The sequence below is a fragment of the Phenylobacterium sp. genome (genome assembly GCF_030693805.1).
GTDB lineage: Bacteria > Pseudomonadota > Alphaproteobacteria > Caulobacterales > Caulobacteraceae > Phenylobacterium.
Genome location: NZ_JAUXZW010000429.1, coordinates 1 through 1,126, shown reverse-complemented (window position 1 = coordinate 1,126; position 1,126 = coordinate 1). Strand labels below are relative to the sequence as shown.

Sequence of the window (1,126 nt, the reverse complement as noted above, 5' to 3'; positions counted from 1 at the left end):
GGTGCATTCCGTTTTTGGAGTTCTTTCAACAGCCGGGCATAACGGCTCCTGACTGAAACTTTGGGAATTGAATTGTATTCGTTGATCAGCAAGGTGGCTTCCGGGTTTGCTGAATGAGCCCAGCGCAGTGATTTTTCGACATAATCAGCTATTTCAGAAATCGAATCCTGGACATCCCAATCGTTTTCACTGTCAAAATTTTTAAGTTTATTGTTCCAGCTTCGGACATTCACAGGCTCATTGACCACATCCCAGAGGTTTATTTGTCCTTTAAAGCCAGCCACTGTGTTGATCACCCTTGCCTTTAACAAATCGGTTGCCGCATCAGCATCGTAATCTTTCAGCCATTTGGGCGCTCCCGAATGACAAGCCCAAACCAGCGGATGCCCTTTGGTGGTAATTCCGTTCAATTTGCACCATTCAAGCGTTGAAGTCATTTTGGTCCATTGGGGTTTTCCCTGCTGATTTTCGTAGGCAGACCAGTAAAACGGGAAAACAGCAAGGTTAAACAATTTCTTGAACCGTTCTTTGAAAAGTTCAGGCTGATAGGTGTTTTTGTCGTTCACCAAATCGAAAATGATGCAGCCGAACAGGAAATCGTGGCTTTTCTGAACAAGCTCAACCTTCACATTCTGAATGGGTCTGCCGTCTTTGTCTTTAAATTGAATTTCAGCATTTCCTTTCCTGAATTTTTCAATATTTTCGTCGGCCTTTTTCAGCATTTGCTGTTCAGTTTCACTTTTACTAACCGTTTGTGCAGTAGTTCCGGAGAAATAAAATGTACCCAAGACTGCAAATAGTATTGCAAGTGATTGTTTCTGAAAGGTTTTCATAGTTTGGTTGGTTCGGTTTTGTAATTCGGTTTAGAATATACAGATCAAATTTAGCTATTCGTTCTTATCCAGAATTTCCTGAATTGACGAATTTACTAGTAATTTAGTCATTACGTTGACGATTTTAATAGTTTTCAGGAAATGGAAGCTTTTTAGCTTTCAAAAAAAATTGAATTACCTAAAAATAAGTTTCAGGGTTTGTATTTCTTTAGCTCCTGAAATTTTAGCCAGGTAAACTCCTGCCCGAAGCTGAAGCTGAACAGAAATCAGCGGATCATTCTGAAATAGTTGCG

At 40.1% G+C, this 1,126-nt stretch carries 1 protein-coding gene; it reads right to left on the bottom strand.

From position 1 onward, the window contains the following. Positions 1-833: endo-1,4-beta-xylanase (locus Q8M88_RS17180; RefSeq protein WP_305598373.1), on the bottom strand; the 833-nt coding region annotated here is incomplete at its 3' end. Positions 834-1,126 lie beyond the last annotated feature (293 nt).